The organism is Agrobacterium sp. CNPSo 3708 (assembly GCF_028674915.1).
Taxonomy (GTDB): Bacteria; Pseudomonadota; Alphaproteobacteria; order Rhizobiales; family Rhizobiaceae; genus Agrobacterium; species Agrobacterium cavarae.
Genome location: NZ_JAQZSF010000009.1, coordinates 1 through 16,655, shown reverse-complemented (window position 1 = coordinate 16,655; position 16,655 = coordinate 1). Strand labels below are relative to the sequence as shown.

Here is a 16,655-nt window from a genome sequence, read left to right as displayed (position 1 = left end):
GAGACCTACTGGAACGCCGTTTCGTAGAAGCTTCTCAGCTTGCGCGAATGCAGCGTTTCCGTGGGCATGGCTGCGAGTTTCTGGACGGCGCGAATGCCGATCTGCAGATGTTGTGCCACCTGGGTGCGGTAGAACTCCGTTGCCATGCCGGGAAGCTTCAACTCACCATGCAAAGGCTTGTCGGAGACGCAGAGCAGGGTGCCATACGGCACGCGGAAGCGGAAACCGTTGGCGGCAATGGTTGCCGATTCCATGTCGAGCGCGATTGCGCGCGATTGCGACAGTCGCTTCACCGGGCCCGCCTGGTCGCGTAGCTCCCAGTTTCGGTTGTCGATGGTCGCAACCGTGCCGGTGCGCATGATGCGCTTCAGCTCGAATCCTTCATAGCCGGTGACTTCCGCCACCGCGCCTTCCAGCGCAAGCTGCACTTCGGCAAGAGCCGGGATCGGCACCCAGACGGGCAGGTCGTCGTCCAGCACGTGGTCTTCGCGCACATAGGCGTGGGCCAGCACGTAATCGCCCAGACGCTGGCTGTTGCGCAAGCCCGCGCAATGGCCGACCATCAGCCACGCATGCGGACGAAGAACGGCAATGTGGTCGGTGATCGTCTTAGCGTTAGACGGACCAACGCCGATATTGACGAGCGTGATACCCGCGTGCCCCTTCTTCTTCAGATGGTAAGCAGGCATCTGCGGCAGACGTCCAAGCGTCATGTCCGTTTCTGGCCGGTCCGATCCCGCATGGGTAATGATATTGCCGGGCTCCACGAAGGCGGTGTAGCCGTCGCCACCATCAGCCATCAGCTTGCGTGCCCATGTGGCAAACTCGTCGATGTAGAACTGATAGTTGGTGAAAAGCACGAAGTTCTGGAAGTGGTTCGGACTGGTCGCTGTATAGTGGCTGAGCCGCGCCAGCGAGTAATCGATACGCTGGGCGGTAAAGGGGGCCAGCGGTGCGGGCTCTCCCGGCACCTGATCGTATTCGCCATTGGCGATCAGATCGTCGGTGTTGTTGAGATCCGGCGTATCGAAGAGGTCGCGCAGCGGCACGTCTGAGAGCGAAGAGGCCGCGGATGCTTCCACATAGGCGCCCTCACCGAAGGCGAAATGTAGCGGAATGGGCGTAGCCGATTCGGAGACGGTGACGTGGACGCCGTGGTTCTTGATCAGAAGCCCAAGCTGTTCCTTCAGGTAATGGCGGAAAAGCTGCGGCCGGGTAATCGTGGTCGTATACACGCCGGGCGAGGTTACATGGCCATAAGAGAGGCGGGAATCGACATGTCCGAATGTCGAGGTCTCCATGCTGACCTGCGGATAACAGGCGCGGTAGCGACCCTCGATGGGTGCGCCCTTGGCAAGATCGGTAAAGGATTTGATGAGGAAATCGGTGTTGCGATCATAGAGCGCCGTCAGCGCGTCTACGGCCTCTTTCGGATCATCGAAAGTCCGTGGCGCAAAAGGCTCTGGCGTTATGAAGGCGAGGGGCGGAATCGTGTGCTTTGCTATTGTCATGGCCCATTATAGGGAGCCTATTTCGACAGGCAAGCGACAGAAATATGTGCATTTTGAAAAAGCCGGCAAAAACCGGCTCAGCCGATAGCCCCGCGCTGCAAGCTCATCAGCAACACAAAGCCGACACCTTTGGAGACCGGCCTTGGATCGGCCTTGTAGACGGCAAGCCCGGCAAATGGACCTAGAAAAACCGACGCCATGATGAACACCCGAAGTCCGGAGAAGAGGGCGTTGGAGAAGTTTCTGTTCATTGCCGGCCTCACAAGGTCACGTGGCAGCTGGGCGAAAAGCCATGCTGGCAGGTATAGGCAGTGCCGACACTGATGCGCTGGAAGCTGCGATTAGGATTGACCACGAGGGCGGCGAACGAGATGGCGAAAATCGCCATCAGAAGAACGATGATGCTGAAGCGACGTATCAAGATTGTCATGTCCATTCCCCTGTTGTTGCCGTCCCTTACTCTGGACATGACATTGCCACAGTTGGACTGAACCGACCCTGAGAGGCAGGTTCATGTGGGGTTCAGGGAAGTTAACGGGGTTGCTAGTGGCGACGGGCGGGGAGGGTCAAGCAGTTGCAACGCTCGAACCTCGCATATATCGCTGTCGTCATGACAATAAAATCACGTCCCTACGTCGCGGGAGATTTCTCGTCCTGCCTCTCAATCTTCGAGAGCAATGTTCCGACGTACTTCGCGCCGGCCGAACGCGAGCAGTTTGTTCAATTCCTCGAGACGAAGGATCCGCTCCGCTATCTCTACTTCGTATCGACGTTGGATGGCGCAGTCGTCGCCTGTCACGGCCTCGAACTGGACGCAAAAAACAAACGGGCGTCGTTTGTCTGGGGAATGGTGGATCGAGCATTTCACGGAAGAGGTGTCGGAACCTGCATGACCCGTGACCGGATCAAGATTGCGAAGGAAACGCCCAACCTCGCCGAGGTCGTGCTTTCAACAAGTCAGCGGACGCATGGATTTTATGCACGCCACGGCTTTGTGGTCACGAAAATCACACCGGATGGCTTCGGGCCGGGGCTCGATTGTTATGATATGAGGCTCTTGCTTGTTTAAAGCGTGTCGCAATCTTTCAGATTTGCTCCTTAAGCTTTAGGTCCTTCTTTTATCGAATATGGTTATCGCAAAACCGGTGACCAGTTTTGCGCGACGAGCTCCAACTTAGTGGAGGGGAGGGAGCAAGAATGAGGACTTAGCCTTGGGACCTTTACCTCTCTGGCTCTTGGCTCTTCACCACAACAAAAAGGCGCCAGAACATGGCGCCTACTGAAGAGTGAACGAGCGTCGGCCTTAGCCGCCTCTCGATTTTGTACGTCGTGATATCAAGCCCGAGCTTTGGCTTTCTTCTTCGCCGGCGCGGCTGGCGTGACGATGACTGTCTCGGCTTCGCGCGCAAGGCGGGCTTCACGCAGCCGTTCGGTCTTCTTCAGGCGCTGTGCGGTTTCCGCAGCCAGAATCTGAGAAACGGCATCATTGGTTGCGGAGGCTTTTTGCTGAGGGGTCAGTTTGCCGGGCTTGAAGAATTCATCTTTCGTAGCGGTCATTTTGAAACCCTTTCATTGCGATAGAGCGCTGTGCGTCTCTCTAGACGCACAAAGGACGCTCCTACTTCAATCTACCCATCGTGTTTTCCGAAGATCGAGCTCGATTTTCGGACCGATGCTGTTGCTGTCAACGCGTGCGGACAGCTTTCTTCGGTGCAGGCAGAAGGCCTTCACGCTGCATCTTCTTCTTCGCAAGCTTGCGATGGCGACGAACGGCTTCGGCCTGTTCGCGAACGCGCTTTTCCGAAGGCTTCTCGTAAGACTGGCGCGCACGCATTTCGCGTAGCAGGCCTTCGCGCTGCATCTTCTTCTTCAGTACGCGAAGCGCTTGATCGACATTGTTATCTCTAACGAGGACTTGCAAAGGCTTTTCCTAACTCGGTTCTACACCGCTATTTTCGTGTTCGGACGAGGTCGTGGTTGATCCAACCGCCCGGTTCGGAGACTTTGGTAGCAACGGCAACAGGCGTCTGCTTGGCCGTTGCCGCAAGATCGATATCGTCCTGACTGACCGTGCGATCAAAATTTTCGCCGTCGAGCCGAATACGGTAACGTCTGCTTCCCTGTGTTTCCGGCATTGCCGCGATAACCCGGGCGCTCTGCTGGGAGGCATGACCGCCGTTACTTCTGGGCTTCAAGACGATGATATTGCCGGTTTTGTAAGGCGTTTTTGGCATCAGGGTTCTCCTAAGCCATAAAGACAAAAGGCCGAGCGATAGGCCCGACCTTTCTTCAGTCACTCAGCGTCTGCTGCCAGTACATCCGTGGTCAGCGTCAGCGAGAAACAATTTATGCCGCCTGAAGATTGTCAGCAGAGTTCTTGCCGGACTTGCGGTCCTGGACAATGTCAAAGCTGATCTTCTGACCGTCGACGAGCGAGCGCATGCCCGCACGTTCAACAGCGGAGATGTGAACGAAAACGTCCGTGCTGCCGTTGTCAGGCTGAATGAAGCCGAAGCCCTTGGTGGCGTTGAACCACTTTACAGTACCAGTGTTCATAACGATTTCCTTTCGTAGCAATCGTTGTTTGTCCCGAAATACCTTGCGGGATTAGATCGATGTTTTGAGAGGAAATCCGACGGGAGCTAGGCTCTGGACCGACGTCACAAGCAATGGTCGATAAATTCAATATAGGCTCAATTTTCGGTTTTGCAAGGACGGAATGGAAATCAGCGCCAGAAACAGTCTCTTAAACTTTTCCCATAGCCGCTCGCATATCGCATCGTTTGGACCAGCCGTCGCGCGCAAAAAGATGTCGAGACGACTGGTACTATCACGGGTCGCTATCGTACCAGCCCGAAAACCGAAAACGATTTTTGAAGAGACGACGCACTTCAAAACAGCGAGAGCATCCCTTCCGCGCCCAGAAGAACGCAGGGTGCCCTACTGCTTGAAGACTTTCTGCAGGAAGGCCTCGAACGATGGACGCCAGACATCCATCTCATGGCCGAGGCCCTTATATTCCACATAGTCGTGTTTGATCTTCTTGTCGTCGAGGATGGTTTTCAGCCCGGCGATGTCCTTGCCGGTGACCTGATCTTCCGTGCCGACGGTGACGGTGAAATTGCGCAGGCTCTCGTTGATTTTCTCCGGCGTACTGAGCGCGGCTTCGACGGCCTTGTTGGGCACCGTGGTGGTGGAAACGCCACTGAAGTTCGCAATCCAGCCAAACGTGCCGAGATGGGTCAGACCCGAGACGAGCGCTTGATAGCCGCCTTGCGACAGGCCGACGATCGCCCGCCCATCAGCATCGTCTCGCACGCGGTAATGCGCCTTCATATAGGGGATAAGGTCTTCTACCAGTTCGCGATCAATGGCGTCGGCATTGATAGGGTAAAAGGTCTTGCGCCGATCGGCGGCGGGGAAGTTTTCCGCAATTGCCTCCGGGATATCCGCTTCGGTATCCGGGATGACGACGATCATTGGCTCGATCTTTTTCTCCGCCAGCAGATTATCGAGGATCTGCGGCGCGCGACCCTGCGCCACCCACGAGTCCACCGTGTCGCCAAAACCGTGATAGAGATAGAGGACCGGCAGAGGTTCTGACGCATCGCTATAGCCCGGCGGCGTATAGACATAGGTCTGGCGCTGCGATTTCAGTGCTTTTGATGAGATCGTCACTCGGCGCAACTCGCCATGGGGCACATCGCGGATATCGAGAACGCTCCCCGGCACGAGAACCAGGCTGGTGTTCACCTGACGCTGGGGCTTCGGCATATTCGTGCCGGTATCGATGCTGCGGAAGCCATCGATGTTGAAGTAGTACTCATAGAGGTTAGGCTTTAGCGCCTCGGTCTTTACGCTCCACAGACCGTTGTCGGCCTTCTTCATTTCCATCGGCGCACGAGAGCCGAGCACGACAGAGACCGTTTTCGCAGAAGGCGCGAAGAGACGGAAGGTGATGGCGCCGTCCTGTTCGACCGCGGTCACGAATTCATTCAAGGGCCGATCGGCAGGTGGTGCAGCAGGTGGATCGATTGCCATGGCAGGTCCGCTCACGATGCAGGTGGCGACAAGAATATAGGGCAGAAGTAAACGCAACTCATTCTCCTCCAGTTCAAATACCCCCGGACGGAGACTGGCAGATCAACCTCGAGAGTTCAATGCGTTAGAAGATTCTGATTTACGTGCAGACCTGACCGGCTCGGCGTTGTCCAGCCGCCGATAAAAAATACCAAGCCTCACGAACCTCCAGCGTTCTGGGAGACGTCAAGACTTGTGATAGTCGTTGGGTCTGCTGAGTAAAATGCGAAGAGGCGCCGCAATGAACGGCGCCTCCACGTCGTGTCGTCTTCTTTAGCCTTAGCCAATCATTGCATTGTCGTTTCGCTTGATCGCAATAACGGTCGAACGCGGCAGCTTGCCTTCGCCATCCGGGAAGGGGGCATCCGGATGCTGGATACCGACGAAGTGAGTGCGCTTGTCGGCCGACCATGTCTGGCCGGTCACTTCCGAACCCTTTGGCGCCGTCAGGAAACGCTCGATGCGGCCGGTAACCGGGTCGCCCGCCAGCATCTGGTTGTTGCCCTGACCGGCAAACTGGCCCTCATTGCTGTCTTCGCCATCGGTCTGGATCCAGAGAAGACCGGTGGAGTCGAACATCATGCCGTCCGGCGAATTAAACATGTTGCCGGAGTTGATGTTGGAGGAGCCGGCATAGGCATCCTTATGCACATCCGGATTGCCGGCCATGCAGAACAGATCCCACTTGAACTTGCCGTCGGCGTGATCGTCATTGGCAGGATACCAACGAACGATCTGGCCATATTCGTTCTTCTCGCGCGGGTTGGCGGCATTGACAGCCATGACATCGCCACCGGCATTGGTGCGCATCTTGCCGTCCTTTACTTCGCCGCGGCGGCTGTTGTTGGTCAGCGCGCAATAGGCTTCGATGGCGACGGGGTTGATTGCGACCCATTCCGGGCGATCCATAGTCGTGGCGCCGACCTTCGACGCTGCCTGGCGCGTAAAGACGGAGATTTCGTCCGTTTTCATTCCGGTCGATTCCGGCGTCAGAGCCACCCACTCGCCATTGCCGTCATCGGTGAACTTCGCGACGTAGAGCGTGCCTTCATCCAGTAGTTTCGAGGTGTCACCGCCTGGCACGTAGATGCCATTGGAGACAAACTTGTAGAGGAACTCGCCGCGCTCATCGTCGCCCATGTAAACCACGACACGGCCATCGCGCGCTACGACCACGGCAGCATTTTCATGCTTGATGCGGCCAAGTGCGGTGCGCTTGATCGGCGTGGAAGACGCGTTGGACGGATCGATCTCCACGACATAGCCAGCACGACGTGGCTCGTTGGGGTGCTTCGATACATCGAAGCGCTCGTCGAACTTCTCGTAACCGTAGCGTGTCTCTGCGGCGATGCCGTAGCGCTTATAGTCATCCGGCATTTTGAAGTTGGCATCGGTGGAGCCGAAATAGCCGTTGAAGTTTTCTTCGCAGGTTAGATAGGTGCCCCAAGGCGTGCGACCGGCGCCGCAATTGTTGAAGGTGCCAAGACAGTCGACGCCCTTAGGGTCGGCTGCGGTCTTGACGAGATCGGAGCCGGCAGCGGGTCCCGAAAGCTTCATCGGTGTGTTGTGGTGAATACGGCGGTTGAACGGGCTATCGACGACGATCTCCCAGCCATCCTTGCCTTCCGCTACTTCCATGACAGTCACGCCCTGCATGTGCTGAAGGATCTTCACTTCATCCAGATTGGCGGGCATGCCTTTTTCGCGGTGGGGGAGGTTGGTTTCGTTGTTCACATATTCGTGGTTCACGGCAATCAACTGATGGCTACCGACCACGAAGAGTTCCATGCCGTCGGTATTCTCGCCGAAGACCTTGTCGGAGTTCTCCAGGCTGACGCCCTTCGCGGGGTCGATATCCGGCACGTTCGGAAAGAGTGGCTGCCCCCACTTGGCAAGCGGTTTCCAGCTGTAACCCTCCGGCACATGAACGGTGTGATCAGTCGCCGCTTGCACCGGCTTGAACGGGAAGCGGGAGGCTGCGTCCTGTGCCTGAGCGGATGTGGACGTCGCGAGATTGCCCAGCGTACCGAGAGCCGCGGCAGCAGACCCAAAGGCGAGCACACCGCCAAGGAAACCGCGGCGCGAAATGGCGGATTCGACGACGCGGTCGAAATCGGTCACGGCTGGGGGCGGATTTTGCAGCTCGTCCCACTCGTCCCAGCTTAGCTTGCTTGTGTCGATATTGGTCATGGCGCTCTCCATTGTCGTCGTTTCGAACAATTCTAGAGAGGGCAACTAAAGCGGGTTTATCACAGCGATATGACAGACCCGCAGAGACGAAACGTCTTAGGGTTGTACTAGCCCTCCCGTTTAAGTCTCCGCGCTGGGCAGGTGACTGAGCGGCAAAGGGCCTTCAGATTTGACCGTCTGGATGGCAAAATTGCTGCGAATGTCACTGACGCTTGGAAGTTTCAGCAGGCGGTCCACCAGCAACCGTTCATAAGCCGCGAGATCGGGCACGACGACCTGCAAGAGAAAATCAGCCTCGCCGGAGACAAGATGGCATGAAATGACATCTGGCAGCACGGTGACCGCCTCTCTGAAGGCTGCGGCAGAAGCGTCCTGATGGCGCTCGATTTTTACGCTGACGAAAACCGTCAACCCAAGACTGAGACCGGCGCGGTCCAGGCTCGCATGATAACCCCGAATGACACCTGCCTTCTCCAGCGCACGAACCCGCCGCAGACAGGGGGATGGCGACAATCCAACCTCTTCGGCAAGCTCGACATTGGTCAGACGCGCATCCCTCTGCAGCGCGGTGAGAATTCGGCGGTCAATTGCATCAAGTTTAAGATTTGGCATAAACCACCATAATCGATCTATTATTGGCACAAACGGCGCTTCAGCGTTATGCCTATTGATACAATTCGCAAGGACACGCCTCAAGTCCCTGATCTAGTTTGCGCCGACCATTATCTTGAGGCTTGATCATGAGCGAGTTCATTCTGTTCGTCGGCGCGCTGGTTGTCGTCTATCTGTTGCCGGGGCCAGACATGGTGCTTGTCCTGCAAACCGGTGCGAGTGCAGGGCGCGGTCCAGCTATCGCAACAGGCGCAGGTTTGGCGCTTGCAAGAGCCGCCCATGTGGCGTTCGCGGGCTTGGGGCTGGCAGCCTTGTTGACGACGAGCCCCATGGCATTCGAAGTGGTCCGCTTTATCGGTTCCGCCTATCTTCTCTGGCTTGGTCTGGAGATTCTGAGATCGGAATATAGTGAAGATGACGCGATTCAGATCAACGGGCCGAAACAACCGTCCTCGCACGGAACGGCACTGTGGCGGGGCTTTCTCACCAATATTCTAAATCCGAAGGCGCTGCTGTTCTGCTCCGTGTTGCTGCCACAGTTCATTGTACCGGGCGAGCAGGGGCTGGGCGTTCAGTTTCTGATGCTGGGAATGACGTTGGTTGTCGTCGGCCTTGCCTTCGACCTGACCTATGCGACCGCCGGCTCGCTGCTGAGCGGCTGGATGTCGAGGCGTCCACTTGCCCAGCGCGCACAGAGCTGGACTTTCGCCGCCCTATTGATCGGGTTCGCACTTCGGCTGGTTCTTATGCCTCATCCCTGATGGGAGAGGGAATATCCGGAAACTGACTCACCGTTCTAAATGAAGAAGGGGCAGCCTTTGGCTGCCCCAGGTCTTTAAAGTCTTGTCCAGGTCTGCGACTTGCACAGCACCTTCAATACGCAACCCTTCATGCTGAGAGAGTTGCCCGATACGGTGCCGGAACCGCTATAGGTCTTGTCGTTGGCAGGATCGGTGATCTCGCCGGCATAGTTGTCGCCGCTTCCCGTCATTTTGCCGATCTGCTTGCCCGCATGTTTTCCGGTCTTCAGCGTCACGCAGAAGGCAGAGCCGCATTTGGCAATCACTGCGGTCTCGCCGCTTGCCGTCTTCCAGTCGCCTTCGATAGCTTCGGCAGCAAAGGCACTGCTGCTGATCAGAAATGCCAGACCTGCGAGAATCGTCAATTTCTTCATATGGACCTCCCAATCCAAACCAGGCGCGACAGCGCATCGTCGCCGTCCGCCTTCGCAACTCCCATGCGAATGCCAATCTTTATAGTTGACGTTCACGTAAAAGGAAACATGGGGTGGAGCCTCGTGACGAATTTTTTGACGCGCTCGACGCCGAAGATTGCTGCACCGAAAAATCGCGAGCTTCTGCCGTGGTTAGCAAAGCGTTTAAATCCATCCGTAAACTTTTCGTAAAATTGCGTGGAAAATCCTTAATTTGCAGGCCTTCCCATATTTAACAAAAATCCAACTTTACCAATCGTTTGGACTTTGTTTGGCCCCCGTTAATCATGGATTTTAAGCGCCCGTTGAAAGCCGTTTGGCATAGTGAGGTCAACAAAGAGCAGGGACAACCTGACAACAGCAGGAGACGAAAAAGCCGCAGAAGACGGCAGCGTTCCCAGGCTGAAAGCTTCCGCAGAGAAGCACCAAAACAGGAAGAATACGGGCAAACAGGACTAGAAAAATGGCAAGATTTGAAATGCGCGATATCGAGTTGGCAGTTGCCGGTGGACAAAGCCGCGCGGATGTCTTCTGCAATCTCGGCCTGATCTATGCGACAGGCCGGGGATGCCCGGTGGACCTCGTTGCTGCCCATAAGTGGCTGAATATTGCAGCCATCAAGGGTTCGGAAAGAGCAGCATCGTTGCGCGCCGATCTTGCCCGGAACATGACCAAAGCAGACCTCGCAGCAGCCCTTCGCGCCGCTCGAGATTGGATGACCACACACTAAATTCCAGGACAATTCAAAAAGACGGAGCGATCAAAAGATCGCCAATCGTTTCGACTGGTCCCTCCAGTCCCGGTCGGAACACCAGCCATACCCGCAAACGAAGACGGTAAAGCCGCACGCTTGCAACGAGATCAAAACCGTGACCGGCAGAAACAAGGCTGGCACGGTTTTTTCTTGTCTTGATATCAGCCGAGTGACTGGAGAACCTTGGGCAGAGCCTCGGCGAAAAGATCGAGCTTGTCATCGGGGCCAGCGCTGACGCGGATGCAGCGATTGAGCGGCTCAACGCCCGGCATGCGGATGAAAACGCCATGGTCCATCAGACCATCCACGATCGACTTCGCGTAAGCGCCATCCTTGTGGCAATCGATCGCAACGAAGTTCGTGGCGGAGGGCAGGGGCGACAGGCCGTTCTGGCGAGCAATGGTGGAGATGCGCTCACGTGCATTGGCGATACGCTTGACGACGTCGCGTAGATAGGCCTGGTCATTCAGGGCTGCAAGCGCTGCCGCGACGGAAACTCGCGACATGCCAAAGTGATTTCGAATCTTGTCGAAGGCTTCAGCATTGCCCAGCGTACCGATCGCGTAGCCCACGCGTGCGCCTGCAAGACCATAGGCCTTGGAGAAGGTGCGCATGCGCAGCACATTCGGCATGCCGATCATGGCGCGAACGCTGGGAACGGCGCTCTCGGGCGCCGTTTCGCAATAGGCCTCGTCCAGAATCAACAGACAGGTTTCCGGCAGGGCCTTGGCAAATGTCAGAACCTCGTTTGCATCCCACCAGCTTCCCATCGGGTTGTCCGGGTTTGCGAAGTAAACCAGCGGCGCATTTTCCTTGACAACGAGATCGAGCAGACCGTCGAGATTTTCGTGGTCGTCGAGATAGGGCGTCGTCACCAGCCGGCCGCCATAGCCATTCACATGATAATTGAATGTCGGATATCCGCCGAAGGAGGTTACGACGGGTGTACCCGGCTCAACCACCAACCGGACGATTTCGCCGAGAAGTCCATCCACGCCGCTGCCGATGGCGATATTGCCGCGCGAAATGCCATGATGGATGGCGAGCGCTTCACGCAACTCGTAATTCTCCGGGTCGGCATACATCCAGGTTTCATGCGCCGCATTGCGCATGGCTTCCAGGACGGATGGGGCGGGACCAAAGCCGCTTTCATTGGCGCCAATCCGCGCTTTTACGGCCAATTTACGAGTCCGCTCGATGGCTTCCGGGCCGACGAATGGGACGGTGGAGGGTAGCGAGGAGGCGAGAGGCGTAAAGCGCGAAAAGGCGGACATTTCAGTACGTTCCGTAGTTCTTGAGGCGGACGGGCTCACAATAGAAACAAAATCGGCCTGCGCAAGGCAGGCCGGGATGAATGCGACGGTTTTAGGCGAGTTTTTCGCGCCAGCCGAAGTCCGCGCTTATCAGAGCGATGTTTCAAAACTCAAGCGGCGGATATGGTGCAGAAACTCTGGGTCAATCAGCATGTTGAACCCGACGGATGCATTTTCGTCTTCCCGGCGGATCAATGTGCAACCGATCTCATCGCGAATGCCGATAATTTCGAGGTAGAAATTACTGGGCAGGTCGAGATGCGGACTGACTTCGATATCCGCGCCATAAAGAGAGATTTTGCGGATGAGGCAGCGCATTGTGTTGCTGGTACTGAGATGATGGCCGATGAACGTGATCTTGCCAGGACGGTCGATCACATACTTCTCATACATCTCGTCTTGCGGAACCGTATCCTTTGCCTTGATATCGATATTGAGTGTCATGACAACCTCCCGATTGTCTCTTCTCGTTCCTGAATGATATGCCTGCGACCTTGCCGGATCCTGAATGAAATCACTAGGAATCGATCCTTCTGTTTCGTTTCGGACCTTTGCAACCCCGCCATCAGTCTCACCTGTCTCATCGCTAAAACATTATAGCATGCAGAAGGTTGCGCCGGGCTGGTTGATCCACGCAGGCGAGAGCGTAAGCGCGTGGTTGACGTGAAGCGTACTTGCCGTTACGCCTTCGCTGGTAATCGAGACGACGGTTTGGGTGGAGCATCTCATATGGCAGGCAGATTGGTCATTGTTGGCGCTGGACAGGCAGCCTTCGCCCTTGCTGCCAAGCTTCGTTCTTTGAAGGACGATCGCCCTATCACCATCATCGGCTCGGAAGACGTGCTTCCCTATCAGCGTCCGCCGCTCTCGAAAAAATATCTCATGGGAGAGATGACCTTCGATCGACTGGAGTTTCGCCCGGCCGAGTGGTTTGTGGAGAACAATGTCGATATCCGCCTTTCGACCTGGGTGGAGGAGATCGACCGTGAGGCTAAGACCGTGCGGATGCAGGACGGCTCTCTGCTGGAATATGACAAGCTTGCACTGACGACGGGCGCTGCGCCGCGTGAGCTTCCGGCGGGTGTGGGGGGAGATCTGGAAGGCGTTCTGACAGTGCGCGATAAGCGCGATGCCGATCGTCTGATGGAGGAAATGCAGCCCCGCCGCCGATTGCTGGTGATTGGTGGCGGTTACATTGGGCTTGAGGCGGCAGCCGTTGCGCGCCAGCTTGGGCTTGAGGTGACGCTGATCGAGATGGCGGATCGCATTCTTCAGCGCGTCGCCTCAGCCGAAACTGCGACCATCATGCGCGACATTCACATCGCAAAAGGCGTTTCCATTCGCGAGAAAACGGGCCTCGTTCGGCTGGACGGGAAAGATGGACGTGTGACGAAGGCGGAGCTTTCCGATGGCTCAACGCTCAACGTCGATTTCGTTATCGCCGGCATTGGCGTGACGCCGAACGACCGCCTGGCTCGTGAGTCGGGTTTGCAGGTCGGCAATGGGATCGTTGTGGATGAATTCACCCGCACATCCGACCCGGACATCCATGCCATGGGAGACTGCACGCTTCTACCGATGGAGGGTGGTTCCGTTCGCCTCGAATCGGTACAGAACGCGGTCGATCAGGCGGAAGCCGCAGCGCTGGTGCTCGCGGGGGAAGAGAAACCCTACCGACCGAAGCCATGGTTCTGGTCCGATCAGTATGACGTGAAATTGCAGATCGCCGGCTTCAACGCAGGTTATGACGAGACAGTGCTGCGCCCGGGTCAACGAGAAGGCAGCCACTCTGTCTGGTATTTCAGGCAGGGCCGCTTCATCGCCGTGGATGCCATTAATGATGCCAAAGCCTACGTCACTGGCAAGAAACTGCTCGACGCTGGCGCGCAGCCGAACCGTGCTGTGCTTGATGACCATACCGCCGACCTGAAATTGCTTTTGACATGAGGACTGCCATGCCGACCCTTGAGAACCACTTCAAGAACGCTATCCACCGGGGTGAAACACAGATCGGGCTTTGGCTAGATATGGGCGAGGCGATTACTGCTGAGATCGCCGGCACGGCAGGTTTTGATTGGCTCGTCATCGACGGCGAGCATGGTCCAAACGATCTGCGCAGCATTATAGAGCAGTTGCGCGCCCTCTCGTCATCGCCGGCCGAACCCGTCGTGCGCGTGCCAACGGGTGAAAGCTGGATTATCAAGCAGATGCTCGATGCCGGTGCGCGCACGCTTTTGGTCCCGATGGTCGATTCGGCGGAGCAGGCCCGCGGTCTTGTATCCGCCATGCATTATCCGCCGCGTGGCATTCGCGGCATGGGTGCGGTTGTTGCCCGGGCATCGGCGTTTGGAAGTGTCAGTGATTACAATCAAACCGCTTCGGACAATGTCTGCCTTTTGATTCAGGCGGAGACGCGCGCCGCAATTGCTGATCTCGATAACATTCTTCAGGTCGAAGGCGTGGATGGTGTCTTTATCGGCCCCGCCGATTTGGCGGCGGATATGGGATATCTCGGCAAGATCGATGAGCCGGAGGTCCAAAACGTCATTGAGGGAGCGATTCGCAAAATTGTCGCAGCGGGCAAGGCTGCCGGGATTTTGACCTTCAACGAGACCTACAATAAGCGCTATCTCGAGTTGGGTGCGTCATTTGTTGCGGTGGGTGCCGACGTCTTCGAATTCTCGAATACGCTCCGCCAGCTTGCATCTCGCTACAAGGGTCGCACGGCGGTGCCGAAGCCGTCTGGCTATTAAACGTCAGTCGTCATTGGTGGCGTTCAGCTTTTCCGGCGGAATGCCTTCCTGGCCGGATGCCAGATGTCCTTCCGCAATCAGCCTTTCGCGGAGAATGCGAGCGATTGCTTCATCTCTAGTAACACCGCTGTTTCGCGCAAAGGCGGCGAGGGCGTTTTCGATCTCCTGAGAGAATTGCACGTCACTCCTCCGTTTAAAATAAAAATAGGGCAGGAAGGCGTTGCCTTCCTTCCCTTGAACTAGACGCTGTCAGCGCCAGCGATACAGGCTGCTGCTTTTGTGCTGAGTCGAGGCATTCGCCACGAAATAGCCAAGAGCAAAGCCAAGCGCGCCAACCACCGTCAGCACCGATGTCGCTGTCGCGGGGTTTTCCCTGACCGCTTCCACCACATTTTGGCTTTGCGCCTTCACGGTTTCTGCCGCGCTGTGTGCTGCACGCTGTACGCGACCCTTTGCTTCATCTACAAAGTCGGACGCCTCTTCGGAGATCGCGCCTGCGCGGGACGACACCGACTTGGAAAGAGACGCGATCTGGGAGCGAAGTTCCGAGATCTGGCTTTCGAGAGAATCATCAACAACGTTCAATTTGGTCTGTGCCATCTGAAATCACCTCATGTTGTTTCCGAGGCAATAACGCGACCAAACTCGATAATGTTCCATAGCGGACGAAGGTGAAATCGTTGCTACTTTGGGTCGGAGGGTGGATATCTGATTCTACGGCGTTCCCTCGCATAACACCATATCCTGCGTGACGCTGGCGTAATGGTCTGCGTTTCGTCTCTTGCGCTCAGAATTTTCGACCAAGCCTGATCGAGTGAGTGTCGTGAAATTCGATATTGAATGGATCAGGTAATGCTCAGTGGTGAGGCCCTCTTTGCGTTCGAACACATAACTACAGAGAAGACCACCTTTGTCGGTGGCTTCGTCGCCGAGGAATGAAGCGCATTTGAGTTCGACGACTTGCAAGCTGCCGTCCGCAGCGATGTAGCTGAAGACCCCAGTTGAGCCGTTCACGAGCAAAGACTCTTTCTGCCCGTAAGGATCAGGACCGATTTTATTGCACTTAAGCTCCGCGGCAGCGCTGCCCAACGAGGCCGCGCTCACGTATGAAAGATGCGCGAAACAAGCCCTAAGGCATCTACTTATGCTGCAACCCGGTATCGCTGTTTTAATATTCTTGATCGGGAGGAAGCAAGCCGGAATCATCGGTCGTCCCTCTGCTGCTTGATAACCAACTGACCCTATCGGGCCCGGTCAACAAGAGTGGACGATTTCGGCTATAGACGATTTCGGCTATAGGAGGGTGTACCAGATGACTTCTGAGAGATGCGGATCAGAATGTTTTATTGAAATGCACTCAAGCCGTTCGGCGGGAGATTGTAACCTATGTCTTAGGTACAAACTTACCTATGTCTTCGATTCGGACAAATTGGGGAATGGCGGAGAGGAAGGGATTCGAACCCTCGATACGCTTTTGACGTATACTCCCTTAGCAGGGGAGCGCCTTCGACCACTCGGCCACCTCTCCGGTGCCGCCTGATTATTGCGTAAGAAAAACGAATGCAAGCGCTTTTAATGAGAGTGTGGAAAAAGACTTTCCGACAAGCCAGTTTTCGCTCGTAATAACTCCAAGGGCAAGTCCGAACCCCTGCGTTCGCGACGAATCGAGTCGCTGCTCGAACTGATTCCATTCTGAGGGAAATCGCGATTCACGCGATTTTTATTCGCACATACGTATCGTGCCCTACCGCACTGGGCATCAGAAAGGCCGTTAAGTTCCCCATCAGGCGCTGACCATCGCGGCCTTCTGCCAAAGTGGCGACGTTGGTCGCGGTCTATTTTAAGTCTCTAATGCTCGAGCTTCATCTTTGTTTTTATTAACTATTTGTTAAATCATTGGACAGTGCTGCGGCTCTAAATGTGTTGTTTAAGCAACATGATTATCTGAAGCATCTAGTTATAGCGGTCATAAATCTCTTTGCCGATTGCGCCCGGCGAAAGCTTTTGTATTTTCAGCAACGGAAGCGCGGCGGTGGATCGCTCGTTTTCGAAAAAAACGGGAATGGGGCAGGGAATGCTGTCCTTCAGCTTAAGAACCCAGACCCTTATGAAACTTGACTGGAGGTCAACATGAACATCAAGAGCCTTCTCATTGGCTCCGCTGCAGCTCTTGCAGCAGTATCTGGCGCAAAGGCCGCTGACGCGATCGTTGCTGCTGAGCCTGAGCCA

General features: G+C 56.0%; 21 protein-coding genes and 1 tRNA gene. 5 read left to right on the top strand and 17 right to left on the bottom strand.

What is annotated here, in order from left to right; genetic code table 11:
- Positions 1 to 5 precede the first annotated feature (5 nt).
- The 3 genes from amn to PVA19_RS18690 form a co-directional block, all read right to left on the bottom strand.
- Positions 6 to 1,511 carry an AMP nucleosidase gene (gene amn, locus PVA19_RS18700; protein WP_062425698.1) on the bottom strand — a complete coding sequence of 502 codons (1,506 nt, stop codon included), beginning with the start codon at positions 1,509 to 1,511 and terminating at the stop codon, positions 6 to 8.
- A 77-nt stretch (positions 1,512 to 1,588) separates the two neighbouring features.
- A complete protein-coding gene (locus PVA19_RS18695) occupies positions 1,589 to 1,762 on the bottom strand; it encodes a hypothetical protein (protein WP_165457048.1) in 174 nt (57 codons plus the stop codon).
- Positions 1,763 to 1,770: 8 nt separating this feature from the next.
- A complete protein-coding gene (locus tag PVA19_RS18690; RefSeq protein ID WP_162236271.1) occupies positions 1,771 to 1,941 on the bottom strand; it encodes a hypothetical protein in 171 nt (56 codons plus the stop codon).
- Positions 1,942 to 2,085: 144 nt separating this feature from the next.
- Here PVA19_RS18690 and PVA19_RS18685 point away from each other — a divergent pair, with 144 nt between their 5' ends.
- On the top strand, positions 2,086 to 2,580 hold the full coding sequence (locus tag PVA19_RS18685) for a GNAT family N-acetyltransferase (protein ID WP_112518925.1): 495 nt from the start codon (positions 2,086 to 2,088) through the stop codon (positions 2,578 to 2,580).
- 266 nt (positions 2,581 to 2,846) lie between these two features.
- Here the strand turns inward: PVA19_RS18685 and PVA19_RS18680 are convergent, their stop codons facing one another.
- The 7 genes from PVA19_RS18680 to PVA19_RS18650 all read right to left on the bottom strand — a co-directional run bounded on the left by PVA19_RS18680 (position 2,847) and on the right by PVA19_RS18650 (position 8,393).
- On the bottom strand, positions 2,847 to 3,068 hold the full coding sequence (locus PVA19_RS18680; protein ID WP_062425697.1) for a hypothetical protein: 222 nt from the start codon (positions 3,066 to 3,068) through the stop codon (positions 2,847 to 2,849).
- A 127-nt stretch (positions 3,069 to 3,195) separates the two neighbouring features.
- Entirely contained in the window at positions 3,196 to 3,432 is a 237-nt protein-coding gene (gene rpsU, locus PVA19_RS18675) for a 30S ribosomal protein S21 (protein ID WP_062425696.1), read from the bottom strand.
- A 28-nt stretch (positions 3,433 to 3,460) separates the two neighbouring features.
- A complete protein-coding gene (locus PVA19_RS18670) occupies positions 3,461 to 3,745 on the bottom strand; it encodes a hypothetical protein (RefSeq protein ID WP_062425695.1) in 285 nt (94 codons plus the stop codon).
- A 112-nt stretch (positions 3,746 to 3,857) separates the two neighbouring features.
- Positions 3,858 to 4,067 (bottom strand): cold-shock protein, encoded by a 210-nt coding sequence (locus PVA19_RS18665; protein ID WP_062425694.1) that lies wholly within the window; start codon positions 4,065 to 4,067, stop codon positions 3,858 to 3,860.
- A 384-nt stretch (positions 4,068 to 4,451) separates the two neighbouring features.
- Entirely contained in the window at positions 4,452 to 5,609 is a 1,158-nt protein-coding gene (locus PVA19_RS18660) for an esterase (RefSeq protein ID WP_112518926.1), read from the bottom strand.
- A 261-nt stretch (positions 5,610 to 5,870) separates the two neighbouring features.
- The gene (locus PVA19_RS18655) at positions 5,871 to 7,781 is read right to left on the bottom strand and encodes a PhoX family protein (protein ID WP_274103815.1); all 1,911 of its coding nucleotides are present in this window, start codon (positions 7,779 to 7,781) and stop codon (positions 5,871 to 5,873) included.
- A gap of 120 nt (positions 7,782 to 7,901) precedes the next feature.
- On the bottom strand, positions 7,902 to 8,393 hold the full coding sequence (locus tag PVA19_RS18650; protein ID WP_062425691.1) for an Lrp/AsnC family transcriptional regulator: 492 nt from the start codon (positions 8,391 to 8,393) through the stop codon (positions 7,902 to 7,904).
- 128 nt (positions 8,394 to 8,521) lie between these two features.
- Between PVA19_RS18650 and PVA19_RS18645 the strand changes: the two genes are divergently transcribed.
- Positions 8,522 to 9,154, top strand: a complete 633-nt coding sequence (locus tag PVA19_RS18645) for a LysE family translocator (RefSeq protein WP_274103814.1) — start codon at positions 8,522 to 8,524, stop codon at positions 9,152 to 9,154.
- Positions 9,155 to 9,228: 74 nt separating this feature from the next.
- Here PVA19_RS18645 and PVA19_RS18640 read toward each other — a convergent pair whose 3' ends face one another.
- Entirely contained in the window at positions 9,229 to 9,567 is a 339-nt protein-coding gene (locus tag PVA19_RS18640; protein WP_274103813.1) for a DUF2147 domain-containing protein, read from the bottom strand.
- A 502-nt stretch (positions 9,568 to 10,069) separates the two neighbouring features.
- Between PVA19_RS18640 and PVA19_RS18635 the strand changes: the two genes are divergently transcribed.
- Positions 10,070 to 10,336, top strand: coding sequence for a sel1 repeat family protein (locus PVA19_RS18635; RefSeq protein ID WP_062425688.1), 267 nt, complete (start codon positions 10,070 to 10,072; stop codon positions 10,334 to 10,336).
- A 185-nt stretch (positions 10,337 to 10,521) separates the two neighbouring features.
- Here the strand turns inward: PVA19_RS18635 and PVA19_RS18630 are convergent, their stop codons facing one another.
- On the bottom strand, positions 10,522 to 11,634 hold the full coding sequence (locus PVA19_RS18630; RefSeq protein ID WP_274103812.1) for a pyridoxal phosphate-dependent aminotransferase: 1,113 nt from the start codon (positions 11,632 to 11,634) through the stop codon (positions 10,522 to 10,524).
- A gap of 129 nt (positions 11,635 to 11,763) precedes the next feature.
- Entirely contained in the window at positions 11,764 to 12,117 is a 354-nt protein-coding gene (locus tag PVA19_RS18625) for a hypothetical protein (RefSeq protein ID WP_062598278.1), read from the bottom strand.
- A gap of 285 nt (positions 12,118 to 12,402) precedes the next feature.
- On the opposite strand from PVA19_RS18625, the gene PVA19_RS18620 reads away from it, so the two are divergent.
- Positions 12,403 to 13,620 carry an NAD(P)/FAD-dependent oxidoreductase gene (locus PVA19_RS18620; protein WP_274103811.1) on the top strand — a complete coding sequence of 406 codons (1,218 nt, stop codon included), beginning with the start codon at positions 12,403 to 12,405 and terminating at the stop codon, positions 13,618 to 13,620.
- A gap of 8 nt (positions 13,621 to 13,628) precedes the next feature.
- Positions 13,629 to 14,426 (top strand): HpcH/HpaI aldolase/citrate lyase family protein, encoded by a 798-nt coding sequence (locus PVA19_RS18615; protein WP_274103810.1) that lies wholly within the window; start codon positions 13,629 to 13,631, stop codon positions 14,424 to 14,426.
- Positions 14,427 to 14,429: 3 nt separating this feature from the next.
- Here PVA19_RS18615 and PVA19_RS18610 read toward each other — a convergent pair whose 3' ends face one another.
- The 4 genes from PVA19_RS18610 to PVA19_RS18595 form a co-directional block, all read right to left on the bottom strand.
- Positions 14,430 to 14,606 (bottom strand): hypothetical protein, encoded by a 177-nt coding sequence (locus PVA19_RS18610; protein ID WP_274103809.1) that lies wholly within the window; start codon positions 14,604 to 14,606, stop codon positions 14,430 to 14,432.
- A gap of 69 nt (positions 14,607 to 14,675) precedes the next feature.
- Positions 14,676 to 15,026, bottom strand: a complete 351-nt coding sequence (locus PVA19_RS18605) for a hypothetical protein (protein WP_062425683.1) — start codon at positions 15,024 to 15,026, stop codon at positions 14,676 to 14,678.
- Positions 15,027 to 15,140: 114 nt separating this feature from the next.
- Entirely contained in the window at positions 15,141 to 15,515 is a 375-nt protein-coding gene (locus tag PVA19_RS18600; RefSeq protein WP_274103808.1) for a hypothetical protein, read from the bottom strand.
- A gap of 348 nt (positions 15,516 to 15,863) precedes the next feature.
- Positions 15,864 to 15,954: transfer RNA gene (locus PVA19_RS18595), tRNA-Ser, on the bottom strand.
- Positions 15,955 to 16,655 lie beyond the last annotated feature (701 nt).